Here is a 19,183-nt window from a genome sequence, read left to right on the forward strand (position 1 = left end):
TACCGGCAGGCAAGTGCCGGTATTCTGGAACGAATTACGCCAAACGCTTGTATTTCATACGTTTTGGCGCTGCGTCGGCACCCAGGCGTTTCTTCCGATCGGCTTCGTATTCAGTGTAGTTGCCTTCAAAAAAGCTGACTTTTGAATCACCTTCATACGCCATGATATGAGTGGCGATACGGTCGAGGAACCAGCGATCGTGGGATACCACCATCACGGCTCCGGGGAAGGCCAGTACGGCTTCTTCCAGTGCGCGCAAGGTTTCTACATCGAGGTCGTTGGACGGTTCGTCCAGCAACAGAACGTTGGCTCCCTGTTTCAGGGTATGGGCCAGCTGCAGGCGGCCACGTTCACCACCGGAAAGGTCTCCAACCCGTTTTTGCTGGTCTCCACCCTTGAAGTTAAAGCGGCCAATGTAAGAGCGACTGGGGTATTCCTTGCCATTGATGGTCAGCATGTCCAGACCGCCAGAGATGGCTTCCCAGACGCTTTTGCTGTCGTCCAGCTCGTCACGCAGCTGTTCTACAAAGGCCAGTTTGACGCTGTCGCCCATAACCACTTCGCCACTATCGGGTTGCTCTGTCCCGGCAATCATACGGAACAGGGTGGATTTACCCGCTCCGTTACCCCCAACGATCCCGACGATCGCACCCGCGGGTACGGTAAAGCTGAGGTCATCAATCAGAACGCGATCACCGTAAGCCTTGGTCACATTATGAAATTCGATCACTTTGTCACCCAAACGTGGGCCAGGCGGGATGTAGATTTCGTTGGTTTCGTTGCGGGTCTGGAATTCGCGGGAGTTCATTTCCTCGAATCGGGCCAGACGTGCCTTGGATTTGGACTGACGCCCTTTGGCACCTTGTCGCACCCATTCCAGCTCGTGTTTGATGGCCTTGGCATGGGCATCTTCTTCTTTCTTTTCTTGCTCCAGGCGTTTCTCTTTGGCTTCCAGCCAGGTGGTGTAGTTACCTTCGTAAGGAATACCATGGCCGCGATCCAGCTCCAGAATCCATTCGGCACAATTGTCGAGGAAATAACGATCGTGGGTAATTGCTACCACGGTGCCAGGGTATTCTTCCAGGAATTTCTCCAGCCAGCCGACGGATTCTGCATCCAGGTGGTTGGTGGGTTCGTCCAGTAACAGCATGTCGGGTTTTGACATCAACAGACGGCACAGGGCAACACGACGGCGCTCTCCCCCTGACAATTTGGTAACATCAGCATCCCAGGGTGGCAGTCGCAGCGCATCGGCGGCAATTTCCATCTGGCGGTCGCTGTCATGACCGTCAGCCGCTTCGATCAGGGCTTCAAGCTGGCCCTGTTTTTTGGCCAGGGCGTCAAAGTCGGCATCCGGCTCGGCATAGGCGGCGTATACGGCATCCAGTTCGGCCTTGGCGTTCATCAGTTCGCTGAGGCCGTCTTCAACATTGCCTCTGACGTCTTTGGCCGGGTCCAGTTCCGGCTCCTGGGGCAGGTAGCCAATATTCAGGTCGGGCTGTGGACGCGCTTCGCCAATAAAATCCTGGTCAATACCTGCCATGATTTTTAACAGGGTCGACTTACCGGAACCATTCAGGCCGAGCACACCAATTTTGGCACCCGGGAAAAAAGATAGTGAGATATCGCGCAGAATCTGACGCTTGGGCGGTACAATCTTGCCCAGACGGTTCATCGTAAATACATACTGTGCCATGGTGAAACCTTTAACTGAAAATGCTGCGCCAAACTACTGAAATCCACCGTGAATGGCAATCAGCGACAACACGATCCACGCACCCAGTGACCGGGTGTGCAGAAACCGCTCCGGTTTCTTATCTGTCAGAATAATGAGCAGAGATCAGATTCATGCAGCATCATGACCCAGCAGGCCATTCCGTGCGACCAGCAACGCGCCTACATTATTTTTTTCTTCCCTCATTGATCATCATGGTGGCGATTGTTGTCTTCAATGTGTTCCAGCATGTGCACGCCGACCGTAAGCGATTACTCACCAATGCCACCACGCTGGTGCAACAACAAGCCACGGTCATGCACTCGCTGTTGTTGGCGTATACGCCGTTACAATGCAGTGTAAGTGGGCAGATATCTGCCACTCCTCCAACCTCAGCCAGTACCCACAAGACGCTCCCAAATCACAGCACTGACCTCGACCAGCTGACAGCATTAACGCCTTCGCTGGAAGCCATCGCCATGGTGACGACCACACAGCCGCTGGTTTATGTGCAACAAATGGGGCCGCTACTGGATCACAATCATCTGCTGACATTGGCAGAACAGCCGGACTCGCCCTTGCTGACACAACCCTATCGAGTCGACCAGCAGCTTTATCTGCAGTCCTGGTGCCATCGTTCTGGACAGTCTTATCGGGTTATCAGCCGCCACTCGCTGGACCGTTTCCGTGGTCATATTTTACCCAGCGGCAACCCCGGCATTACGCTCCGGCTGATCGATACCCTGGCGCCGTACGCTGAAAGCCATCGCCAGATCAGCCATCCTCCGACCAGCCCATTGGTACAACAGGCGATTCCCGGCACGCATTGGTCTGTGGTGGCCTTCCCGTTACCAGAGGATCTGAAGCATCATCTGACCGGCTATTTGCTCGCTCCGCTATTGCTGATTTTGATATTGATTTCTTCAGTATGGGCGTTTCGTCGTTCGGTGCAGCAGGCGGAGCAGGCTGCGACCCAAGCCGACACCCAGCGCCAGCAAGCGGAAGAACGGGCCAATCGGGTGCTGCAGTCAATCGAAGATGCCCTGATTTCTACCGATGCCAACGGTGAAGTGAACTATGTCAATCACCGGGCCAGTGAGCTGCTGGCACAAAATGGTTATACCTTGCTTAAAGGCCACACTCTCGCGGCGATCTGGCCACACCCACAAGCCTTGTGGGCCCATGGGCTGAGTGTTCAGGAGCTGGCACACCTGCACGACAAAGGCCGTACCCTGACGGCTAGCCTTGATGGAGAATCACGCATCATGGAGCAGAGCCATTACCCGCTGTATCGCGATCAGCAGCTTGATGGCATCGTCTGGATACTGCGCGACATCAGCACCTCGGTACATACCCTGCGCGAACTGGAACGCAGCCGTCAGCGTTATATGTCACTGTTTGAGGAATCAGGTGTCGCGCATTGGTTGCTGGATATCGCGGAGTTTCACAACAGTCTCGACAGCCTGAGCATTATCAATGTCAATCAAGCGGCCATTGCCCTGGCGGGTGCCAGCAGCCGCTCCCAGCTGCAACGGCAATTCCGCCAGCTGTTTACTGACGACCGCCACGCTTTTCTCGATGCCGTTCAACAAAGCCGCCAGGAACAATCCCGGTTTACCCATACCCAGGTTGCGATTACCCGTTTTGATGGCCAGCAACGGGAGCTGTCGATTCATTTCAGTCCGGGTTTCGAGCACAAGCTGATGGTTTCCCTGATTGATGTCACCGAAGAAAAACGAGCGGCGGAACGGGCAAGGGAACAGGAAAACTTCTGGGCGGCGGTCATGGCCGCCATGCCGGATACCGTTTTTGTCGCCGATCTGGACGATCAGCTGGAGCCTGCCATCATTTACCGCAACCGCTCCGGTTCGGAAACACTGGGGTATCCGGCGCTGGCCGATAACGATGGTTGTTGCGACTGGTTACTGTATGCCTCGGACGAAGAAAAACAACGCTGCCATCAGGCGCTGACTGTCCTCAGAACCCTGCCACCGGGCAAGGCGCATATCATCTGTTTACAATGCCGCCACCACGATGGCAGCACCCGGCTAATCCGCTTCGAGCTGACGCCATTCCGGTACGATCAGAACGGTAATGTAAACAGCTACATTGGCACCGCCCGAGATGTCACCGACGACCGCGCCAAACAGCAGCAAACCATCGAAAGCGAAGCCCGCTATCGCATGGTGGCGGAAAACATGACTGACGTCATCTGGGCCACCGACAGCCATATGAAGCTCAATTTCGTCAGTACTTCCGTACACCGGCTGTTGGGGTATCAACCGGACGAATTGCTGAAGCTGGGAATCGACGTGATTTTCAGCCTCCGCGATATCCGCTCATTACAGCTCGATTTGCGCCAGGCCTTGCAAACAGCAACCAATAACCCCGACCTGCACCACAATCTGTTACAAAAGGATATTCAGGCGACAACCCGGGATGGCGAACGCCGCCTGTTGAATATACAGGCCAGCATGATTCGCAACCCGGACGGCAGCACACAAGGCATCACAGGGATTTGTCGCGACGTCACGGAAGAACGCCGTAACGAGCAAGAACTGCTGCTGGCCGCCGATGTGTTTGAAAATACCAACGAAGCCATTATCGTCGCCGATGACAACTTCCGGGTAGTCAAGGTCAACCGGTCCTTTACCCAGATTACCGGCTTTCCGGCGCATGAAATTATCGGTAAAACCCCGGATCACCTGGTCGCTCCGGAGCATCGCAACAACCACTATATGCACGATATTATCGAAACGCTGGTGGTTGATAATTACTGGCAGGGCGAACTCAAATATCGCTGCATGAGTGGCGAAACGCGCACTTCCTGGACCGGCATCAGCATCATTCGTGATCCACAACACGAGATCCAGAGTCTGACCATCATTATGTCGGACATCACCGAGCGTAAAGCCAACGAAGAGCGTATCCATCACCTCGCCTACTACGACCCTCTCACCGGCCTCGCCAATCGCGCCCAGATGCACGAGCGGCTGGAAGCACTGATGCACAAGACCAGCCATCACAACAGCCATCTGTCACTGCTGTTTATTGACCTTGACCGATTCAAGCCGATCAATGATTCCCTTGGCCACCCGGCGGGAGACAAGGTCTTGATTGAGGTCGCCGAGCGGCTGCGCCAATGTGTCAAAAGTGGCGATATGGTGTGCCGGATGGGCGGTGACGAATTCACCATCGGACTGGCCTTTGATAATACCAATCACGACGTGGTCACCATTCCCCAGCGAGTGGCAGAGCGTATTCTCAAAGAACTCAACCAACCCTATTACATTGGCAAGCACCAGTTATTCCTCAGTGCCAGTATCGGTATCGCCACCTACCCGAACGATGGCGACAGTGTTATCGAACTGCTGAAAAACGCCGATATGGCCATGTACCATGCCAAGGACGCTGGCCGTAACAATCTGCAGTTTTATAATGCCGCCATGAACCGCCAGGCGGTGGAACGGATGGAGCTGGAAAATGATCTGCACCAGGTGCTGCAAAAACAGGAACTGTACTTGCTGTTTCAGCCACAGTACGACTCCCGGACCTTGCGCGCCGTGGGTGTCGAAGCCCTGCTGCGCTGGCATCACCCGGTTCGCGGCGAGGTTTTGCCACAGGAGTTTGTACCGATTCTGGAAGATACCGGGCTGATTGGCCCAGTTGGCTGCTGGGTGCTGGAGCAAGCCTGTCTGAAAATGGCGGGCTGGCTTGAGCTGGGGCTGTCGATTCAACTGATTGCGGTCAACGTCTCTGCACGTCAGTTCAAATACCCCGGCTTTGTCGACGAGGTCAAACAGGCACTGCAAAAATCCGGTATTTCTCCACACCATCTGGAGCTGGAGCTGACCGAATCCGCATTGATCGACGATATTGATTTCACCCTGTCGGTGTTGCACGAATTACGGGCGCTGGGCGTACGCATCTCGATTGATGATTTTGGGACTGGCTATTCGTCACTCAATTATCTGAAACAGTTTCCGGTTGATATTCTCAAGGTAGACCGCAGTTTTATCCAGAACCTGCCCACCAACCGTGATGATGCCCAGATTACCCGCACCATTATTGCCATGGCCCATAATCTGGGGCTGGGGGTGATTGCCGAAGGGATCGAGAACTGCGAACAACTGGCATTTTTGATCGAAGCACGTTGTGAAACCCTTCAAGGCTATCTGCTATCGGTTCCTGTCACCGCTGACGAGCTCGAAGCCCGTATGACCGACCAGCCGGTATGCAGCCTCAAAGCAATTGAGCGAGATTCAGTCTGATGGTGAATAACACTCACGTGCCAGAACGCCATAATTTAGGGTAGAATGCTCGCCCTTTTAAATTGCCCGGCGTAGCCACGACCGATGCACCCGCCCACACACCGAGGATCACCTGATGTTTAGCCGCGACATGAACATTGCCGACTTTGACCCGGATCTCTGGTCTGCCATGCAGGCTGAAGATCAGCGTCAGGAACACCATATCGAGCTGATTGCTTCCGAAAACTACACCAGCCCACGGGTGATGGAAGCCCAGGGCTCCCAGCTGACCAACAAATACGCGGAAGGTTATCCGGGCAAACGTTATTACGGCGGCTGTGAGCACGTTGACGTAATTGAACAACTGGCCATCGACCGCGCCAAGGCACTGTTTGGCGCACCTTATGCCAACGTTCAGCCACACTCTGGCTCCCAGGCCAATGCTGCGGTTTTCATGGCACTGGTCAAACCCGGCGATACCGTTCTGGGTATGAGCCTGGCACACGGTGGTCACTTGACCCACGGTGCATCGGTCTCTTTTTCTGGCCGTATCTACAATGCCATCCAGTACGGTCTGAACCCGGAAACCGGCGAAATCGATTACGCAGAAGTCGAGCGTCTGGCCAAAGAACATCAGCCCAAAATGATTATTGCCGGCTTCTCTGCCTATTCCCGAGTGGTTGACTGGCAGCGTTTCCGCGATATCGCCGATGCGGTGGGCGCTTACCTGTTTGTCGATATGGCTCACGTGGCGGGTTTGGTTGCCGCAGGCGTTTACCCGACACCGGTTGGTATTGCCGATGTCGTCACCACCACAACCCACAAAACCCTGCGAGGCCCTCGTGGTGGTCTGATTCTGGCAAAAGAAGACGAAGAGCTGAACAAAAAGCTCAACTTTGCCGTCTTCCCGGAATCCCAGGGTGGCCCACTGATGCACGTGATTGCCGCCAAGGCTGTGTGTTTCAAGGAAGCCATGTCGGATGAATACAAGGCGTATCAGGCCCAGGTGGTCAAAAACGCCCAGGCCATGGCCGCTACCTTTATTGCCCGTGGCATCAATATCGTCTCTGGCGGTACTGACGACCATCTGTTCCTGGTTGATCTGATTGGCAAGGAATACACAGGTAAAGATGCCGACGCCGCCCTCGGCCGCGCCAATATCACGGTGAACAAAAACTCCGTACCAAACGATCCACGTTCACCTTTCGTGACTTCTGGTCTGCGTATCGGTAGCCCAGCGATCACCAGCCGTGGGTTTGGTGAAGCGCAAGCAACAGAACTGGCTGGCTGGATCTGTGACGTACTGGACAGCTTGGAAAACGGCACTTCCGAGCAAGTGGAAGCCGAAGTGAAAGCCAAGGTCATCGCCTTGTGTGATCAGTTCCCGGTTTACCGCTAAGCCCTGCCGGACACCGGTCGCCACAGCACATCGTGGCGACGGTGTTTCCAGACTCGACAGCTCGCCTTCACACTCCCCATATTTTCCCGTCTGTTTGCCATCTGACCTGTCCCTGGCCAGCCACCCTGGCGAATTCACATAGACTTTGATCGGATATGGCAATTTTTTATTGCAACCAGACCTCAACGTTCTAGAATCGCAGCGCTCGCGCAAGAAGTTCCGACCGTACTCTTTCGATACTCAGGATGCCTCTCATGACGACGTCGAACCTGCATGCCCACACCCAATGGTCTCCTATTTCCGAGTCCCGCTTACTCAATTTGATCCAGCACACTGAAGCCAGTATGGAGGCGCCGGTCAAAACGCTCTGGCAGCTGATGCGTTTGCCAACCGCCGAAATATGGCAACAGCACCCCTGGGCCGATGAAGGCTGTGGTTTCTGGGTACTGGCTACCTTTGGCCGCCATTGCCTGTACTTTAATGACGTGACTCAGGGGTTTGCCATCAGCCCGTTCCAGCGCTGGGGAAACATCGACCACTTTGATCCAACCCCAACCCCTCTCAATGAACTGATTCAGCGCCTGACCCATACTGTCCTGGCCAATCCCGACTGCGAACGTGCCTGAAAACGTGCCGGAACATGGTTTACCCGGTGATGGCCTGGCCGAAGTCCATGTGTGAAATCATTGCCTGATAATCACGGCAGGAGTACACTGGCGCGCTTTGGCCACCATGGCCGTATCGCTCTTTAGTCAGTTCCGCCTATGCATTGTCCATTCTGCTCACATCCGGAAACCAAGGTGGTCGACTCACGCTTGATGGCTGACGGTGCCCAGGTTCGTCGCCGTCGCGAATGCTCCGGCTGTGGTGAGCGTTTTACCACCTTCGAATGCGTCGAACTGACCTTCCCTCTTGTGATCAAGCAGAACGGTGTCCGGGAAACCTTTCGCGAAAGCAAACTCCGCAGTGGTATCCAACGGGCATTGGAAAAACGCCCGATTCCTGTCGACACGATGGACGCGGCTATCCACCATATCCTGCAAACCATCCGCAACAAAAATGACCGGGAAATATCCAGCCGCCAGATTGGCGAATACGTGATGGCTGAATTACATCAACTGGATCAGGTTGCCTATGTTCGCTTTGCCTCGGTGTATCGCAGCTTCAAGGATCTCGACGAATTCCGCGCCGAAATTGAACGCCTGTCTGCCAGCGTCAGCGCCACGGTTATTACGGAAACCAACCCATGAAGACATATACGCCAACCCATAGCCCAGAAGCCCATGGCGATGAGTACTGGATGGCCAGGGCTTTACGTCTGGCAGAGCAAGGACTCTATTCCACCAGCCCCAATCCCCGGGTTGGCTGCGTCATCGTCAAGGATAATGTGCTGGTGGGTGAAGGCTGGCACCAGCAGGCCGGAGGCCCCCACGCAGAAGTCCACGCCTTGCGCATGGCGGGCGATCAGGCTCAAGCGGCCACCGCTTATGTCACCCTCGAACCTTGCAGCCATTTTGGCCGCACACCACCCTGCGCCCATGCTCTGGCCAACGCCGGTGTTGCCCGGGTTGTTGGTGCCTGTCGCGACCCTAATCCGCAAGTGGCTGGCCGGGGCTTTCAATATCTGCGTGATGCCGGTATCGAGGTGACGGAAACCTGCTTGCAAAATCAGGCTGAATCCCTCAACGCCGGATTTATCCAGCGTATGCGCAGTGGCCTGCCCTGGGTCAGAATCAAGCTGGCCCAAAGCCTCGACGGCCGCACCGCCATGGCCAGTGGCGAAAGCCAATGGATCACTGGCCCTGCGGCCCGCCGCGATGTACAGCGGTTACGAGCGCGCAGCTGCGCAGTGATTACCGGTGCCAGCTCGGTACTGATCGACAATCCTTCCATGACCGTACGGCCAGCCGAAACCGGTATCAAACAACCGGAACATCTCTGGCGTCAGCCTTTACGGGTAGTGATTGACGGCCAACAACGGCTCAGCGGCAACGAAGCTGTTTTTGACCAGCCTGGTGATATCCTCCTGGCGGTTACCAATACCTCCCTGGTCACCGTGCAGCGAGCAGCAACCTTGGGGCAACTGACGCTCTGGCAAAGCCCGGCAACACAGACAGGCAAGGTTGATTTGCCAGCGCTACTACGGTTTTTGGCCGAACAGGGCCACAATGACATATTGGTCGAAAGTGGTGCCCGGCTGGCGGCGGCGTTTGTAGAAACCGGACTGGTGAATGAACTGGTGTTGTATTGCGCACCAACCTTGCTGGGCAGTAATGCCCGGCCGTTGCTGGCATTGCCACTGGATAGCATGCAGCAGCAGATTCGCTGGCACTGGCAGGATATTCGTATGGTTGGCCAGGATTTACGCCTGACCTTGCAGCCGGAAGCCGCTCGGCCATAACCCGACCCATCGTCAACAGAGACAGATTGAGAAAGCCATGTTTACAGGAATTATCGAAGCAATCGGCACCGTCGCAAGTGTTACCAGCGTATCCGGTGACTTGCGCCTGACAATCCGCACCGGGGCGCTGGATCTGGCCGATGTCAAACTCGGTGACAGCATCGCCACCAATGGTGTGTGTCTGACCGTCGTGGCACTCCCCGGCGACGGCTTTGTTGCCGATGTGTCACGAGAATCCCTGGCCCATACCCGTATCGGCAGCTGGCAAGCAGGCACCCAAGTCAATCTGGAAAAGGCCCTGCTGCCCACCACTCGCCTCGGTGGCCATATGGTCAGCGGGCATGTGGATGGCGTTGGCCGTATCAGTCAGCGTCAGGCCGATGCCCGCTCGATTCGCTTGACCGTCGAAGCCCCTGCGGAACTGGCGCGTTATATTGCCGCCAAAGGCTCTATCACTGTCGATGGTGTCAGCCTGACAGTGAATGCACTCAGTGATGCCGGGTTTTCTCTGAATATTGTGCCCCATACCGCTGCTGAGACAACATTGATTTCCAGCCAGCCAGGTCAGCAGGTTCACCTGGAAGTTGATATGATTGCCCGTTATCTGGAACAACTGGTCAAAGCGCCAGACAATACAGAAAAAACGCCGATGGATGCGGCTTTTCTGGCACAGCATGGATTCTGGAAATAAACCGATTCATCGAGCGCCAGACAATCAGTAATACAACACATACTCACAGATTATTCTGAACAGGCTTATTATGGCACTGAACACCATCGAAGAAATTCTGGCCGACATCCGTGACGGTAAAATGGTCATTCTGATGGATGACGAAGACCGTGAAAACGAAGGCGATATTATTGTTGCCGCAGAAAAAGTAACGCCAGAAATCATCAATTTCATGGCCACCGAAGCGCGTGGCCTGATCTGTCTCCCCTTGTCAGCAGAACGTTGTGATTACCTCGGTTTACCCGCCATGGTAACCGCCAACGGCGCCAGGTTTTACACCCCGTTTACCGTCTCAATTGAAGCCGCAGAAGGTGTCACCACCGGTATTTCTGCCGCCGACCGTGCCGCGACTATCCTGGCGGCAGTCAACCCGATGGGTAAACCAGAAGACATTGTCCAGCCAGGTCACATCTTTCCGTTACGCGCCCGCCCCGGCGGTGTTTTGAGTCGTGCCGGTCATACCGAAGCGGGGAGCGACCTCGCCCGTATGGCAGGTCTGACCCCGGCAGCCGCCATTGTTGAGGTTCTGAACCCTGATGGCACCATGGCCCGACGTCCACAACTGGAAGTGTTTGCCGCCAAGCACGGCCTCAAGATCGGTACCATTGCCGATCTGATCCATTACCGCATGGCCAATGAAAAAACCGTTGAGCTGATCAGCAAAGACAAGATTGCCACCGAATATGGCGATTTTATGCTGCACACGTTCCGCGATACCATCCAGAACGAGACCCACCTGGCCTTGACACTGGGCGACATTCAGCCGGATAGCCCTTGTGTTGTCCGGGTACAGACCAATAATTACCTGCGCGATGTCCTTGGCATAAAACCCAAGTCCGGTGCCAGCTGGTCATCATCCCATGCGCTACAGCGCATTGCCGCAGAGGGCGAAGGTGTACTCGTGCTGTTATCCGCCGGTCAGCACGATGCCATCGAAGACAGCCTCGACGACTTTTTTGGTCGCGCGCGGCCGATTCCCAGCCCCAACACCGATAGCTCTGGTGCCTTTCTCACCATCGGCACCGGCTCCCAAATCTTGCGTGAGCTAGGCGTACAAAAAATGCGTCTGCTCAGCTCGGAAATGAAATACAGCGGCATCTCGGGTTTTGATCTCGAAATCACTGAATACTTGCCGTTTGACGCCTGACACCACCGATTACGAACTGGAAATACACATGAAACAGATCAGAACTATTGAAGGCAACCTCACCCCGAATGACGGCAAATACGCCATTGTGGTTGGCCGCTGGAATGCCTTTGTTGTTGAAAGCCTGCTCGAAGGCGCAGTCGACAGCCTGTTGCGTCACGGCGTTGATGAAGAAAACATCACCATTATTCGTGCGCCCGGTGCGTTCGAGATTCCTCTGGTTGTGCAACGCATCGCATCATCCGAACGCTACGATGCCATTATCGCACTCGGTGCCGTGATTCGTGGTGGCACCCCACACTTTGAATACGTCGCGGGTGAATGTACCAAAGGACTGTCCAGCGTCTCACTGGAATACAGTGTACCGGTGTCCTTCGGTGTCCTGACCGTCGATAGTATTGAGCAAGCAATTGAACGCTCAGGCACCAAGGCAGGTAACAAAGGGGAAGAAGCTGCGATGTCTGCCTTTGAAATGGTTTCCCTGCTGTCCGCCCTGGAGGCCTGATCCGCATGTCACGTGCTTCTGGCAACCATAAACCCAGTCCCGCTGCCCGCCGCAAAGCACGTGCTTTTGCTTTGCAGGCGCTGTACCAATGGCAAATCGCCGGGGCCAATCTGACCCAGATCGAGTCGGAATTTCGTGCCGATAACGATATGAGCAAGGTCGACCTGGAGTATTTCCACGACATACTCCACGGCGTCCCCCGTGAGCGCTCAGCCCTGGATGAGAAAATTGCGCCGCTGATGGATCGCCGCCTTGATGAGATGACGCCAGTTGAGCTGGCCATTCTGCGCCTTGGGGCTTTCGAAATGTGCCGCCGTCCGGATGTACCCTACAAGGTCGTTATCAACGAATCGGTCGAGCTGGCCAAAGTCTTTGGCGCTACCGATGGTCACAAGTACATCAATGGCGTCCTCGACAAGCTGGCCCAGCGCGAACGGGGCGTTGAAATCCGAGGTGCCCGTGGTGGCGCCCAACGGCGAGACAACCAGGAGCAGTGAGCAGACAACAGCCCGGCAGTTCTGAATTTGAACTGATACAGCGCTGTTTTACTCAGGGGTATCCGACAGATGCGGCCACTCTGCTTGGTATAGGTGACGATGCCAGCGTCATTGCTCCGCCAGCCGATCAGCATCTGGCACAAAGCCTGGATACCCAGGTTGCCGATGTTCACTTCCCCGCCAATGCCCCTGCCCATTTGATTGCCCAGCGCGCCTTGCGCTGTGCTGTCAGTGACCTGGCGGCGATGGGGGCCTCCCCGCAAGGTTTTTTACTCGGTCTCACCCTGCCTGACAACCAACCGGACTGGCTTGATGATTTTGCCCGTGGTTTACGGGATGCGGCCACTGCATGCGGTATCACCCTGCTCGGTGGTGATACCACACGCGGGCCAGCGCTGGTGATCAGCCTGCTGGTTCAAGGCTGGGTACCGGCACTCTCACATCCCCGCGGGCTGACTCGTGGTGGGGCCCAGGCAGGGGACGATGTCTGGGTCAGTGGTTGTCTTGGGCAAGCGGCATTGGCATTACCCATGGTACTCGCCAATCCGGCCATCCACACCGGCTTGGCCGCCGCCTATTATTACCCAGCGCCACGGTTAACTCTGGGCCAGTCGCTGTTAGGCATCGCGACAGCAGCACTGGATATTTCTGATGGGCTGTTACAAGATGCCCACCATATTGCTACCGCCTCAGCCGTTAACCTGGCATTGACCGGCGAACACATTCCAACAGCTGTTGCACTCGGTCATCCTGGCTGGCCCGACTGCCTGAGCGGTGGTGATGACTACGAATTGTTGTTCACGGCACCGGCGGATCAACAGACACGTATTGCGACACTGGCACAACAGCTGGACGTGCCCTTGACCCGTATCGGCCAGTGCCAGTCGAAGATCAATGATCAGCAGCCGACAGTTACCGTGTTACTACAGGACCAACCAGTGCAATTGACAACGTCCGGCTATCAGCACTTCTAGCTCATTACAGAGTCAGAGACACAGTAAATCTCCAGACGAACATCAAACGAAAAGGAACTCTTATGATACGCCTTACCCGCACCGCCCTGATGTTATGCTTGCCGCTTACAGCTGTGTTATCCCAACCCGCCCTGGCCGGTGAACCTGCCTACGTCCAGGTGTCTGCCAGTGCTGATATTCAGGCAAATCCGGATTATTTGCTGCTCAATCTCTCAATCAGCGATATCCAGCCCACTCTGGCCGCCGCGAAACGGCAGGTCGACGACAGCTTTCATCAATTGATGGCGGTAACTCGCAAACTGGATATCGCCGAAGAGCATGTCCGTGCGGAACAAATCTCGAACTACCCCCAATACCAGTGGATTGATAAAAGCCGTACCTATACCGGCGAGCAGGTCACCCGCCGGATAGAAATTACTCTGCGTGATCTGGGCAACTACGGTGACCTGGTCCACCAACTGATGCAGAACCCGCTGGTACAAATCAGCCAGAGCCAGTTCCGTTTTGACAATCGTGATGCTCTGGAAAACCAGGCATTACAAAACGCCTTGTTAAAAGCCAAAGACAAAGCTCACTTGATGGCCACTACGCTGAATAGTGAGCTGGGGGATGTACTGGCTATCAGCGAAAGCGGCTCACGTATCAATCAGCCCGTTTATGCCATGCGCGAAATGTCTGTCAGCAGCAAACAAAGCGCTCCAATGCTGGTACAGAAACAAACCATCAGCGCCAGTGTTGATGTCCGGTTTGAACTTGAATAAGGAAGGTAGACATGAGCCAAACGTCAACCGCGAACACAACGTCCCACAAGCCAATCCCGCCAGCCCCTGAACCATTACGTCCTGGGCGCTATCGTCATTACAAGGGTCAGGATTACGAGGTATTTGGGCTGGTTCGCCATAGCGAAACCAACGAATGGCTGGTGCATTACCGCACGCTTTACGGTGACTTCAGTCACTGGGTACGGCCGTACGAAATGTTTATGGAAACCGTCGAGGTCGCAGGGGAAATACTGGCTCGATTTGACTATCAGGGGCCAATGGAACAAGCAGACTCCACAACAACCAATACCTCGACACCATCAATGGCTCAAACAGAGGATAATTGACGTATGACCCCCGCTGTTAATGCGGCCAAAAAAGCCGCTGTCCGTTTTAGCTTGCATGAATATCAACACGACCCCAAAGCAGCATCCTGGGGTGAAGAAGCCGCTGCAGCTCTCGGCCTCGCCCCGTCACAGGTTTTCAAAACCTTGCTGGTCAGCCTTGGTGGTCACAAAAGTACCCTGGCGGTTGCCATTCTGCCGGTGAACAAAAAGCTGAATCTGAAAGCCATCGCAAAAGCACTGGGGGCCAAAAAAGCCGAGATGGCCGATCCGGCTATCGCAGAAAAAACAACCGGCTATGTCGTTGGAGGAATCAGCCCGTTAGGACAGAAAAAGAAACTGCCTACCGTACTCGACAGCTCCGCCGAGCCGCAAACAACAATCAACGTCAGTGCCGGTCGGCGTGGGCTGGAGATTGAGTTGGCTCCGGCTGATTTACTGGCATTAACTCAAGGAACGTTCGCCGCGATTAGTCACTGACGCGGTCGTATTGTCATTATCCACACACAACCAGCACAGCTGACCCAAGGCCGGCGTGACAGTACACTCATCACCGTCAGGCGTTGTTCCATTTACGCTCCGGCCAAGGGCAATATGGCTCACTTGATCATCATAGTACTCGTGAGCCATGGATATGGCTTTCCGAACTGGTAATAAATAGCTGCACGCCTCGCTGTCCAACGTCGGTACATATATATCAGCCAAATCAATAGACGAAAGCTATTCCAGCAAGCAACAAGATTTCACTAATTTCCGAGTCGTTCCAATCTGTAATCTCCATTTAATACAGACGACCACCAGTCTTCATTTTCCAGGTACCACTGAACCGTTTTTCGGATTCCGCTTTCGAAGGTTTCCATCGGTTCCCAACCAAGCTCTTTTTGTATTTTAGTGGCATCAATCGCATAACGCTGATCATGTCCAGGCCGGTCTTTTACAAAAGTAATCAGGTCTCGGTAATATTGCACTTCTGCTGGTTTTTCAGGTGCCAGCTCTTCCAGCAAACTGCAGATTGTTTCCACTACAGTCAGATTGGATTTTTCGTTATGACCACCAATATTATAGGTTTCATTAATTTCCCCCTGGGTCGCAACGGTTATTAGAGCTCTCGCATGATCTTCCACATAAAGCCAATCTCTAATTTGAGCCCCTGTTCCATATACAGGCAATGATTTCCCTTGCAATGCATTTAAAATTACATGTGGAATTAATTTTTCAGGAAAATGAAAAGGTCCATAATTATTAGAGCAATTGGTGACAACTACTGGCAAGTTATAGGTACGGCCCCACGCTCTCACCAAATGATCAGATGATGCCTTACTGGCTGAGTATGGAGAGCTGGGAGAGTATGGTGTATTTTCGGTAAACAGGTCATCCGTACCTTCCAGGTCACCATATACTTCATCAGTGGATATGTGATGGAACCGGAACTGTTGCTGCCGTTCCTCTGGGAGTGTTGAATAAAGCTTTCGAGCGGCTTCAAGTAAGTTGAATGTTCCAATAACATTGGTTTGAATAAAGTCATCGGGGCTGTCGATTGAACGATCGACATGACTTTCAGCAGCCAGGTGCATGATGATGTCTGGCTGGTATTTTTCGAGTGTGTCTTTTACCGCGTCGGCATTTCTCAAGTCTACTTTTGTGAATGTGTAACGTTCATTCTGAGATATTGAATCCAGTGAATTCAGATTGCCAGCATAAGTGAGGCAGTCCAGATTAATGACAGTGTGGTCTGTTGCATTGATCAGGTGTCGGACGACGGCACTTCCGATAAAACCGGCTCCGCCAGTGACTAGAAATTTCATTGTGCTTGACTCAAGTTAGGTATATATTTTGCTGTTTTAAGGCGTTGTCTTTTTTGATCTTCTCTGCTTTCCATTATCCGAAAACAATCATACAAGTTAAAGATACTGCATCGGCTAGTCAATTTCATCTTGATTGGTCCGCCAATAAATGTAGCATACATGCTCATAAAATACATTTGGAGAGAAAATGAGTTCATATAAAGGCATTATCTTGGCTGGAGGTTCCGGGACACGATTGCACCCCATCACACGAGGTGTCTCCAAACAATTGTTACCAATCTATGACAAACCAATGATTTTTTACCCCATCTCTGTACTTATGTTGGCAGGTATCAGAGAGATTCTTATTATTTCCACCCCAGAAGATATGCCATCTTTCCAGCGCATGCTAGGGTCTGGTGAAGCATACGGAGTGCGTTTTAGCTACGCGGTGCAGCCATCCCCTGATGGATTGGCCCAGGCATTCCTGATCGGGGAAGAATTTCTGGCTGGAGCACCGGCTGCATTGGTGTTGGGCGACAACATTTTTTATGGTCAGCACTTTAGTGACAATCTTATCAATGCCGCCAAGCGTAAAGATGGAGCCACTGTTTTTGGCTATCACGTAAGTGATCCTGAGCGCTTTGGGGTGGTCGAGTTTGATAGTAATGGCAAGGCACTTTCCATTGAAGAAAAACCAATCAAGCCAAAGTCCAGCTATGCCGTTACCGGTTTGTATTTCTACGATAACAATATCGTCGATGTCGCCAAAGCCGTGAAGCCTTCTCCTCGTGGTGAGCTTGAGATCACAGATATCAATAACATGTATCTGGAAGCCGGCAAGCTGAATGTTGAAGTATTGGGCCGAGGCTTTGCCTGGCTGGATACTGGTACTCATGACTCCTTGATTGAAGCTGGTATGTTTGTGAATACCATTGAACAGCGCCAAGGCTTCAAAATAGCATGCCTGGAAGAAATTGCATTTGATCATGGCTGGATCACCGCAGAACAACTGGAAGCCGAAGCTACTGCTTTGAAAAAAACAGGTTATGGTCAATACCTATTCAAAATTCTGAAGGAGGCACAAGCCTGATGAATGTGATTCAAACCTCGATTGACGGTGTTGTTGTGATTGAGCCTAAAGTTTTTGGGGATGAGAGAGGCTTTTTCCTGGAGACATTTCAGGACAATCGTTACCGTGATATGGCAGGTATCAATGCAACCTTTGTACAGGACAATCATTCCCGGTCCCGAAAAGGGGTATTACGAGGGCTTCATTTTCAGAAGTCAAAGCCTCAAGGCAAGCTCGTACGGGTTATTCGCGGATCAGTCTTCGATGTAGCCGTTGATATACGCCCAGGTTCTCCCACGTTTGGGCAGTGGGAAGGCGTTATTTTGAGCGAGGAAAACAAGCGCCAATTCTGGGTTCCACCTGGATTGGCTCATGGCTTTCTGGTGCTTTCAGACGCTGCAGACTTTGAATACAAATGCACCGACTACTATGATCCTGCCGATGAAGGCAGTCTTATATGGAACGACCCGGAGGTCGCTATTGAATGGCCTTTGAGCGAGCTGGGTGATGTAGAAGTCCAGCTGTCTGGTAAAGATGCAGTTGCCCCTACGCTGGCTCAGCTAGCAGCAACAAGGAGTGTTTGATGCGCTGGTTGATTACTGGAGCCAATGGTCAATTGGGGCAGAGTATGTCCCGCTTATTGACAAGCCATGGTGAAGAGTTTCATGCCTTGTCATCGTCAGAACTGGATATATCCGATGAGGCAACTGTCAATAACGTACTAAGTGCCATAAAGCCCGATGTTGTTGTTAATGCCGCGGCCTATACCGCAGTTGATAAAGCAGAATCAGAACATGATTCAGCCTACAAGGTTAATGAAACCGGCCCTGCTTTATTGGCTTCCTGGTGTGCCGGCAATACTGCTCATTTTATACATGTGTCCACCGATTATGTGTTTTCTGGCGAAGGACGCATTGCATGGAAAGAGACTGACGCAGTCGACCCTCAGTCTGTCTATGGCGCATCCAAGCTAGCTGGTGAGCAGGCGGTGTTCAAGATTTGTCCGGAAGCGATCATTCTCAGAACAGCTTGGGTATTCAGTGAGTACGGAAATAACTTTGTCAAAACCATGGTCAAGTTAGCCCAGCAACGAGACCAATTGTCGGTGGTGGCAGATCAAATAGGTTGCCCTACCTATGCCGGTGATATAGCCCGGGCAATTTACTCACTGATGCAACAACGTGAGAAAAAAGGGAAGGTTGAAGTGAAAGGCCTTTATCATTTTGCCGGTGATATCGCAGTGTCATGGTGGGCATTTGCCAGAGAAATTCATCAACAGGCTTTGGCTGTCGGCTTGATTGAGCGATGCCCTACCTTGGGAGCGATTCCCTCTTCCGAATACCCGACTCCGGCGACCAGACCCGTATTTTCGGTACTTGATTGCTCTAAAGTAGTGGCAGCAGGCGTCGAGCCGTCAAACTGGAAAGCTGGGTTACAAGCAGTGCTTGAAAGTATTAAAGCGGAAGGGGTGAGATAACATCTTGTTACTCAATCAGTACCGTTAGACCCAATTACTTTTTCGGCATCAGCGTACCCTACGTTTGAAACTCGCCGTATGCAGACCAAAGCTCAGGAGTCTTTAGCCTTTGCGGATCGGATCATAAA

General features: G+C 53.2%; 18 protein-coding genes. 16 read left to right on the top strand and 2 right to left on the bottom strand.

Going from position 1 to position 19,183, the window contains the following annotated elements; all coding sequences use genetic code 11:
- Positions 1-34: 34 nt before the first annotated feature.
- Positions 35-1,696, bottom strand: a complete 1,662-nt coding sequence (gene ettA, locus Q4551_RS06585) for an energy-dependent translational throttle protein EttA (RefSeq protein WP_303432642.1) — start codon at positions 1,694-1,696, stop codon at positions 35-37.
- A 152-nt stretch (positions 1,697-1,848) separates the two neighbouring features.
- Between ettA and Q4551_RS06590 the strand changes: the two genes are divergently transcribed.
- The 13 genes from Q4551_RS06590 (at position 1,849) to ybaK (ending at position 15,202) form a co-directional block, all read left to right on the top strand.
- Complete coding sequence (locus Q4551_RS06590) at positions 1,849-5,985, top strand: EAL domain-containing protein (protein ID WP_303432643.1); 4,137 nt, start codon at positions 1,849-1,851, stop codon at positions 5,983-5,985.
- 115 nt (positions 5,986-6,100) lie between these two features.
- Complete coding sequence (gene glyA / locus Q4551_RS06595) at positions 6,101-7,363, top strand: serine hydroxymethyltransferase (protein ID WP_303432644.1); 1,263 nt, start codon at positions 6,101-6,103, stop codon at positions 7,361-7,363.
- 254 nt (positions 7,364-7,617) lie between these two features.
- Positions 7,618-7,989, top strand: a complete 372-nt coding sequence (locus Q4551_RS06600) for a hypothetical protein (protein ID WP_303432646.1) — start codon at positions 7,618-7,620, stop codon at positions 7,987-7,989.
- 138 nt (positions 7,990-8,127) lie between these two features.
- On the top strand, positions 8,128-8,613 hold the full coding sequence (gene nrdR, locus Q4551_RS06605) for a transcriptional regulator NrdR (RefSeq protein ID WP_303432647.1): 486 nt from the start codon (positions 8,128-8,130) through the stop codon (positions 8,611-8,613).
- Positions 8,610-9,764: a bifunctional diaminohydroxyphosphoribosylaminopyrimidine deaminase/5-amino-6-(5-phosphoribosylamino)uracil reductase RibD gene (gene ribD, locus Q4551_RS06610; RefSeq protein ID WP_303432648.1), complete on the top strand. Its 1,155-nt coding sequence runs from the start codon at positions 8,610-8,612 to the stop codon at positions 9,762-9,764. Before nrdR ends, ribD begins: the two co-directional genes overlap by 4 nt.
- A gap of 37 nt (positions 9,765-9,801) precedes the next feature.
- The gene (locus Q4551_RS06615; protein WP_303432649.1) at positions 9,802-10,455 is read left to right on the top strand and encodes a riboflavin synthase; all 654 of its coding nucleotides are present in this window, start codon (positions 9,802-9,804) and stop codon (positions 10,453-10,455) included.
- Between the two features lie 70 nt (positions 10,456-10,525).
- Positions 10,526-11,641: a 3,4-dihydroxy-2-butanone-4-phosphate synthase gene (gene ribB / locus Q4551_RS06620; RefSeq protein WP_303432650.1), complete on the top strand. Its 1,116-nt coding sequence runs from the start codon at positions 10,526-10,528 to the stop codon at positions 11,639-11,641.
- Between the two features lie 28 nt (positions 11,642-11,669).
- On the top strand, positions 11,670-12,146 hold the full coding sequence (gene ribE / locus Q4551_RS06625) for a 6,7-dimethyl-8-ribityllumazine synthase (protein WP_303432652.1): 477 nt from the start codon (positions 11,670-11,672) through the stop codon (positions 12,144-12,146).
- A gap of 5 nt (positions 12,147-12,151) precedes the next feature.
- A complete protein-coding gene (gene nusB, locus Q4551_RS06630; RefSeq protein WP_303432654.1) occupies positions 12,152-12,643 on the top strand; it encodes a transcription antitermination factor NusB in 492 nt (163 codons plus the stop codon).
- Positions 12,640-13,617, top strand: a complete 978-nt coding sequence (gene thiL, locus Q4551_RS06635; RefSeq protein ID WP_303432655.1) for a thiamine-phosphate kinase — start codon at positions 12,640-12,642, stop codon at positions 13,615-13,617. Before nusB ends, thiL begins: the two co-directional genes overlap by 4 nt.
- 62 nt (positions 13,618-13,679) lie before the next feature.
- A complete protein-coding gene (locus Q4551_RS06640; protein WP_303432656.1) occupies positions 13,680-14,378 on the top strand; it encodes an SIMPL domain-containing protein in 699 nt (232 codons plus the stop codon).
- A gap of 11 nt (positions 14,379-14,389) precedes the next feature.
- Complete coding sequence (locus tag Q4551_RS06645) at positions 14,390-14,725, top strand: DUF1653 domain-containing protein (RefSeq protein ID WP_303432657.1); 336 nt, start codon at positions 14,390-14,392, stop codon at positions 14,723-14,725.
- 3 nt (positions 14,726-14,728) lie between these two features.
- The gene (ybaK, locus tag Q4551_RS06650; protein ID WP_303432659.1) at positions 14,729-15,202 is read left to right on the top strand and encodes a Cys-tRNA(Pro) deacylase; all 474 of its coding nucleotides are present in this window, start codon (positions 14,729-14,731) and stop codon (positions 15,200-15,202) included.
- A 266-nt stretch (positions 15,203-15,468) separates the two neighbouring features.
- Here ybaK and rfbB read toward each other — a convergent pair whose 3' ends face one another.
- A complete protein-coding gene (rfbB, locus tag Q4551_RS06655; RefSeq protein WP_303432660.1) occupies positions 15,469-16,527 on the bottom strand; it encodes a dTDP-glucose 4,6-dehydratase in 1,059 nt (352 codons plus the stop codon).
- A gap of 187 nt (positions 16,528-16,714) precedes the next feature.
- Here rfbB and rfbA point away from each other — a divergent pair, with 187 nt between their 5' ends.
- From rfbA to rfbD, 3 genes are read left to right on the top strand one after another with little or no spacing between them, the layout of a single operon-like run.
- Positions 16,715-17,599 (top strand): glucose-1-phosphate thymidylyltransferase RfbA, encoded by an 885-nt coding sequence (gene rfbA / locus Q4551_RS06660; RefSeq protein ID WP_303432662.1) that lies wholly within the window; start codon positions 16,715-16,717, stop codon positions 17,597-17,599.
- Complete coding sequence (gene rfbC, locus Q4551_RS06665) at positions 17,599-18,162, top strand: dTDP-4-dehydrorhamnose 3,5-epimerase (protein ID WP_303432663.1); 564 nt, start codon at positions 17,599-17,601, stop codon at positions 18,160-18,162. The genes rfbA and rfbC overlap by 1 nt, the downstream gene beginning before the upstream one ends.
- Positions 18,162-19,055, top strand: coding sequence for a dTDP-4-dehydrorhamnose reductase (gene rfbD / locus Q4551_RS06670; protein ID WP_303432664.1), 894 nt, complete (start codon positions 18,162-18,164; stop codon positions 19,053-19,055). The genes rfbC and rfbD overlap by 1 nt, the downstream gene beginning before the upstream one ends.
- Positions 19,056-19,183: the final 128 nt, after the last annotated feature.

The organism is Oceanobacter sp. 5_MG-2023 (genome assembly GCF_030548165.1).
Taxonomy (GTDB): domain Bacteria; phylum Pseudomonadota; class Gammaproteobacteria; order Pseudomonadales; family Oceanobacteraceae; genus Oceanobacter.